Below are 5,785 nucleotides of genomic sequence, written 5' to 3'. Positions count from 1 at the left end.
GTATGGAAGCCATCACCTACACCTTTATCCTGTTTTTGACGTTGGGCCTTCTGTTTTTCGCGGTCGCCTTTCGGGAAACTCCGAGAATTACCAAGAAGTAACCCAGGGTAGTGGCTGCCGTTCCTGCTGTGCCGGGCTCAAGCAAGGCAGAGGGAAGGTCAGTCTCTTTTGAGATTTGTGGTTTAGGCTTAGTTCTGGATGGGGCCGGAGCTCTCTCCGGCTTTCCTATTTGCGGTTGGGTAGCGGCAACTCGGAATGGAGTGATTCCAAAATAAGATTCCAAAATAAATAGTCAAGTAGCGGCAACCTGAGGATCCTTCCTTTTGGGAGAGGAGGGGGGAGTTCTCAGAGCTACTGAGACCCTTTTCGGTACTCTTCAGTACTCTGTAGGAGAACGCTTGTCCTACTGCTCAAATTGAACTCGCTAAGGATGCCTTAGGATGGCTTTTGGGATCCCAGAGACAGCTTAGCTTGGGTTCAGATTCAAGATTGGGTTAACGATGGCAACAGTGCTGCTGGTGGAAGATGATCCGATCAACGCCCGTGTTTTTGAGAAGGTGTTGCGACGGCGGGGAGGTTTTGAGGTCTTTCACAGCCAGGATGTGGAGCAGATTTTGAAGCTGGCCCAGGGGCACGAGGTGGATGTCATTTTGTTGGATGTTTCCCTGTCCCAGAGCACCTTTCGCGGCGAGGCGGTGGACGGGATCCGCATTGCCCAACTGTTGAAGGCGGATCCAAAAAGCCGCTCCATCCCCATTATTTTGGTGACGGCCCATGCGATGCGCGGCGACCGCGAGGCATTCTTGGCCCAGAGCGGGGCGGATGGTTATATCGCCAAGCCAGTGGTGGATCACGAGGAGATGGTGAATCAAGTTCGCCAGGTGTTGTCTCAAGGGCCGAGGCAGGAGTGAGCTGTCCCGGAGAAGAATGGAGAAGAAGAATTAGGCGGCGAAGCTGTGCAAAATCGACTGCCAGAAGGGGATCCCATCCTGCCCTGGCAAATCGGGATCTGCTGCCCGCTCGGGGTGGGGCATCAAACCCAAGATCCGACCGCTGGGATCGCAAATGCCGGCGATGTTGTCCACAGAGCCGTTGGGCGCAACCGGAGCATAGCGAAGGACGATCTGCCCTTGATCCTGCAATTGCTTGAGGGTATCCGGGTCGCAGGTATAGCGGCCTTCCCCATGGGCGATGGGCAGGGTTAGGGTGGATCCCTGGGGATACGCGCTTGTCCAGGGAAGATCCTGCCGTTCTATACGGATCCCCACTCGGTCGCAGATAAAGTGCAGGTTGGCATTGCGCACCAGCGCCCCCGGCAGCAGGCCCGCCTCTGTTAAGATCTGAAAGCCATTGCAGATGCCCAGCACATAGCCCCCTCGCGCCGCGTGCTCCTTCAGGGATCCCATCACCGGAGCAAAACGAGCGATGGCCCCACAACGCAAATAATCCCCATAGCTGAAGCCCCCCGGCAGCACCACCACATCCAGCTCCGACAAATCCGTCTCTCGGTGCCAGATCAGCCGCGTTGGGCAGCCCAAGAGGCCGCGGGTTACCCAGGCTACATCTCGGTCGCAGTTGGAACCCGGAAAAACAACAATGCCAAACCTCACGCCAGCCATTGGGATCCCTTAAGTGAGAGGAAAGAAGATGGTCAGATTAGAGGGATGGAAGAGGGGTTGGGGGTATTTTTGGAATGGCCATCAGATCAACCCCAAATCGCGTGAACCCATCAAATTAACCACCGATGGCAGCCACTTGGATTTGATAAGTCTCAATCACCGGGTTGGCCAGCAGTTGATGGCACAGCTCATCCACCTGGCGGCGGGCGGTCTCGGCGTCGGGGGCCTCTAGCTGCAGTTGGATATGCTTGCCAATGCGCACCTGCTGTACCTGGGTATGCCCCAACTGATGCAAGCTGGACTGAACCGCAGCCCCGGCGGGATCGAGAACAGAGGGGCGTAGGTGAATCTGAATCTGGGCCTGGAACTGCATAGAATAAAGGCTGGATCTGTTACCAGTGTATCAGTCGGATCATCACAGCTTTGGGTTCAGTCATGGATGCGTCGCGCGTGGTGGCCATTGCCCACAACGTTTTCCGGGAAACGATTCGGGATCGGATTCTCTACCTGGTGATGGTATTTGCGGTGGCCATGCTGGGAGCCACTGTTTTGATCCCGCAGGTGGCCAACCAGGCCCACAACAAAATCATTGCCGACCTGGGGTTGGCAGCCATTCACTTCTTCGGCCTGATCGTGGCCATTTTCGTGGGCACAGGGCTGGTGAATAAGGAGATTGAAAAACGCACGGTGTATGTGCTGATCGCCAAACCCATGAGCCGGGCAGAGTTCATTGTCGGCAAGCATCTGGGCCTATCGGCGCTGCTGTCGGTGCTGGTGCTGCTGATGACGGTTGTGTTTCTGCTGAGCTTGCTGCTGGTGCAGGCCCCGATCCCCCTTTTGGCCATTCTCTGGGCAACAGTCTTCACTTTCTTAGAGCTGGTGCTGATTGTTGCCGCAGCCCTGCTGTTCGGGGTTTTCACTTCCTCGATTCTGGCCACCCTCTACACCATTGCCCTGTTCCTGATGGGCCATGCCAGCCGCGCCCTGCTGCAACTGAGCAAGCTGGTGAAAGATGCCGGATTTGGCAAACTGTTTGAGGTGATTTATTTGATCCTGCCGGATTTGGAGCGCCTCAATTTGAGAGATGCTGCGGTTTACGGCCAAGTTCCGCCCCCAGCAGAACTTCTCGGAGATGCACTGTACGGCTTGGTTTACACCCTTTTGCTGCTGATTCTGGCAGTGTTGGTGTTCGCCCGGCGTGAGTTCTGACGTTACCTCTTCCCCCATGCGTTTTTTCCACTTCTATACGCCCGAACAGGTGCCTTCATCTGGGATCCCGGAGTGTGCGGTGGCCATTGATGTGCTGCGGGCCACCACCACCATTGCCACAGCGCTGGCAGCAGGAGCAGAAGCGGTACAGGTGTTTGCCCACCTGCAGCAGCTCCAAGAGGCAAGCCAAAACTGGCCGGCTTCCCAGCGGCTTTTGGCCGGGGAACGGGGGGGCAAAGCGGTGGCGGGGTTTGATCTGGGCAACTCCCCCCTCGACTACACTCCCGACCGCGTGCGAGACAAGCGCATCTTCCTGAGCACCACCAACGGCACGCGCAGCCTACAGCGCCTGGAAGGGATCCCAGTGGTGATTACAGCAGCCCTGGTGAACTTGGGAGCCGTGGTGGATTTTCTCAGACGGGGCTCCTTTGCCGAGGTGTGGCTGGTGGGATCCGGGTGGGAAGGGGCCTTCTCGCTGGAAGATACTGCCTGTGCCGGAGCCATCTTGCATCGCCTGGGCTGCTCTTTGAACCAGTTGGGCAACGACGAGACCTTGGCGGCCTTGGCCCTCTACCAAACTTGGCAGGACGATCTGCTGGGTTTGTTGAGACGCTCTAGCCACGGGCAACGGCTATTGGGTCTGGGGCCGGAAAACGATAAGGATCTGGCCTATTGTGCCGAGCTGGATCGTCTCTCAGTGGTGCCCCGACAGGTTCAGCCTGGGGTTTTGGCCAGTGGCGGGTAGATTCTGGACAGGTGGAGCGACCTGTGGATCCCACCACCCTCTGAGCTGGAAGTAGGCGGCCATTGTCAGCATGGGCTGGATCTCAACAGGCCGGGCGTAGGCTTGGGGATCCTTCCACGCCAGATATGGTCTTCGGCTAACCTGCTTGTGCCGTGTCGGGAGCGATGCCCAGCGCTTTCTGGTGCAGCCACGCCTGCCATTCCCCTGGGATCAGCTTGTTGTTAAACGCATCGCCAGAAACAAACATATCCCGCTGATTCTGGGCCAACACAAAAATGGAGCGGCGATCGAAATGGGAAGTGAGCTTGTAGAGGGTGTAGGGGCCTTCTGAGTAGAGGGTCAGAGTTTCCTGATCCAGGCCATGGCGGCTGCTTTGGCCGTAGGCCCGCAAGACAATGTTGATCAATCGCTCATAGTGCATAGACCGCAGATTAGAAAGCTACACAGAACATAGACAGATATTACGGAAGCCGCTGCCAAGGCCCGAGCGGCTCAAGTTAACTCAGCATAACAAATCCTCTTGGATTGCTAGGCAACGCCAACGCGAATGAACAAGATGGGATCCGCACCCATGCAGCGTCAAATGCAGCAGAAAAATGCGGTAGAACTTAAGGCAAGCCATCACGCAACCCTCTTGCACAAGCAGCCCCCCCATGGCCAACATGGCGCCCCGCCCACCCCACCCCACAGAGCCTGTCCGCATTGGCATCGTCGGCGCTTCCGGCTACGGAGGGGTACAGTTGGTGCGGTTACTGAGCGAGCATCCCGGCGTGCAGATCACCTACCTGGCCGGGCAAGACAGTGCCGGCAAGCGCTACGGGGATCTCTATCCCCAGTTGGCCCAGGCGGTGGATCTGACCGTTCAGCCGGTAGAGGTGGATCGCATTGCCGCCAACAGCGATGTGGTGTTTTTGTCTCTCCCCAATGGGCTGGCTGCCGAGCTGGCCCCGCCCTTGCTGGCCAAAGGGTGCAAAGTCTTGGATTTGTCGGCAGATTACCGCTTTCGCAACCTGGCCACCTACCAATCTTGGTACCGCATGGGTCAGACGGATCCCAACTGGCCCAGCCCTGCCTATCGCCAGGCCAATGAGCAGGCGGTCTATGGGTTGCCGGAACTTTATCGCGAGGCGATTGCCCAAGCCCAACTGGTAGGCTGTCCCGGCTGTTATCCCACTGCCTCATTGTTGGCGGTTGCTCCTCTGCTGCGGCAGGGGTTGGTGGAGCTGGACAGCCTCATTTTCGATGCCAAATCCGGCGTTTCGGGGGCAGGTCGTACCCCCAAGGTGGGATCCCTGTTTGCCGAAGTGGACGGCTCTCTGGCAGCCTATGGAGTGGCCCAGCACCGCCATACGCCCGAGATCGAGCAAGCTTGCACCGACCTGACCCACACCCCCATCACCGTGCAATTTACGCCCCATCTGGTGCCCATGGTGCGGGGGATCCACGTCACGTTGTATGCCACCCTGCGGGATCCCGGCTTTGTGGGGGAAGATTTGCTCACCATTTACAACGCTTTCTATCGCCAATCTCCCTGGGTGAAGGTGCTGCCGCGGGGGGTTTACCCGCAAACCAAATGGGTCTCCGGCACCAACACCTGCATGATCGGGGTGGAGGTGGACAGCCGCACCAACCGCGTTATCGTCCTGTCGGTGATCGATAACCTGATGAAAGGGCAAGCCGGGCAGGCAGTGCAGTGTCTCAACCTGATGATGGGATGGCCGGAAACGTTGGGTTTGCCTCGGCTGGCGTTTTACCCCTAGCTATAATGCCGGTAATCCCCTTGAGGCCGGTTCTGTCCATGTCTGAACCTCTGGATCCCGCTTTCCATTCCGAGCCCCAAAATGCCTCGCCCAGCGCAAAGGTTGCCTCGGATGCCGTCAATGGCGCTGCTGAGGGCCTGAACTGGGAGGAGCTGTGGCGGCAGCTGGAAGCGGGCTGGCAGGATCTACCCCGTCGCTCCGAAGAGACGGTGCAACAGACCCTGGCTCGCCTGCAACTGGAGTGGGGCGGGCTGTGCCGAGAGGCGCGGGATCGGCTGCAAAGCGCTCTGGAACAGTCGAGAACGGCAGGATCCCCAGAGCCCATCCACCGAGAGCTGCAAGCGCTCTTGCCCCTGCTTAACCCCTGCCAATGGGAAGTGGTCATTGGCTCTTTGCGGCAGGCTGCGGATCGCGCCTGGGTGGCCAGCTTGCTGTATCACGGCTTGCAGGAA

8 protein-coding genes and 1 pseudogene are annotated in these 5,785 nt (G+C 58.2%); 6 read left to right on the top strand and 3 right to left on the bottom strand.

The genetic code is table 11. From position 1 onward, the window contains the following. The first annotated feature begins 2 nt into the window (after window positions 1-2). Entirely contained in the window at window positions 3-101 is a 99-nt protein-coding gene (locus NW820_RS00765) for a photosystem II reaction center protein T (RefSeq protein WP_011431949.1), read from the top strand. A 399-nt stretch (window positions 102-500) separates the two neighbouring features. Next, window positions 501-911 (top strand): response regulator, encoded by a 411-nt coding sequence (locus NW820_RS00760; RefSeq protein ID WP_414406411.1) that lies wholly within the window; start codon window positions 501-503, stop codon window positions 909-911. Window positions 912-941: 30 nt separating this feature from the next. On the opposite strand, the gene purQ is transcribed toward NW820_RS00760, so the two are convergent. Both purQ and purS read right to left on the bottom strand, forming a co-directional pair. Beyond that, window positions 942-1,619: a phosphoribosylformylglycinamidine synthase subunit PurQ gene (gene purQ, locus NW820_RS00755; RefSeq protein WP_414406410.1), complete on the bottom strand. Its 678-nt coding sequence runs from the start codon at window positions 1,617-1,619 to the stop codon at window positions 942-944. Between the two features lie 115 nt (window positions 1,620-1,734). Beyond that, window positions 1,735-1,992: a phosphoribosylformylglycinamidine synthase subunit PurS gene (gene purS, locus NW820_RS00750; protein WP_414406409.1), complete on the bottom strand. Its 258-nt coding sequence runs from the start codon at window positions 1,990-1,992 to the stop codon at window positions 1,735-1,737. Window positions 1,993-2,054: 62 nt separating this feature from the next. On the opposite strand from purS, the gene NW820_RS00745 reads away from it, so the two are divergent. Both NW820_RS00745 and NW820_RS00740 read left to right on the top strand, forming a co-directional pair. Further along, window positions 2,055-2,828 (top strand): ABC transporter permease, encoded by a 774-nt coding sequence (locus NW820_RS00745; protein WP_414330211.1) that lies wholly within the window; start codon window positions 2,055-2,057, stop codon window positions 2,826-2,828. A 16-nt stretch (window positions 2,829-2,844) separates the two neighbouring features. Further along, the gene (locus NW820_RS00740; protein WP_414406414.1) at window positions 2,845-3,573 is read left to right on the top strand and encodes a 2-phosphosulfolactate phosphatase family protein; all 729 of its coding nucleotides are present in this window, start codon (window positions 2,845-2,847) and stop codon (window positions 3,571-3,573) included. Window positions 3,574-3,709: 136 nt separating this feature from the next. On the opposite strand, the gene NW820_RS00735 is transcribed toward NW820_RS00740, so the two are convergent. Next, on the bottom strand, window positions 3,710-3,994 hold the full coding sequence (locus tag NW820_RS00735; protein WP_414355344.1) for a hypothetical protein: 285 nt from the start codon (window positions 3,992-3,994) through the stop codon (window positions 3,710-3,712). 232 nt (window positions 3,995-4,226) lie between these two features. Between NW820_RS00735 and argC the strand changes: the two genes are divergently transcribed. Both argC and NW820_RS00725 read left to right on the top strand, forming a co-directional pair. Then, on the top strand, window positions 4,227-5,333 hold the full coding sequence (gene argC / locus NW820_RS00730) for an N-acetyl-gamma-glutamyl-phosphate reductase (RefSeq protein ID WP_011431956.1): 1,107 nt from the start codon (window positions 4,227-4,229) through the stop codon (window positions 5,331-5,333). A gap of 38 nt (window positions 5,334-5,371) precedes the next feature. After that, window positions 5,372-5,785, top strand: a pseudogene (locus NW820_RS00725) (hypothetical protein); the annotation flags it as partial.

The sequence above is a fragment of the Synechococcus sp. R55.7 genome, from assembly GCF_047461955.1.
Lineage (GTDB): Bacteria > Cyanobacteriota > Cyanobacteriia > Thermostichales > Thermostichaceae > Thermostichus.
This window is presented reverse-complemented; position numbering and strand designations above follow the sequence as displayed.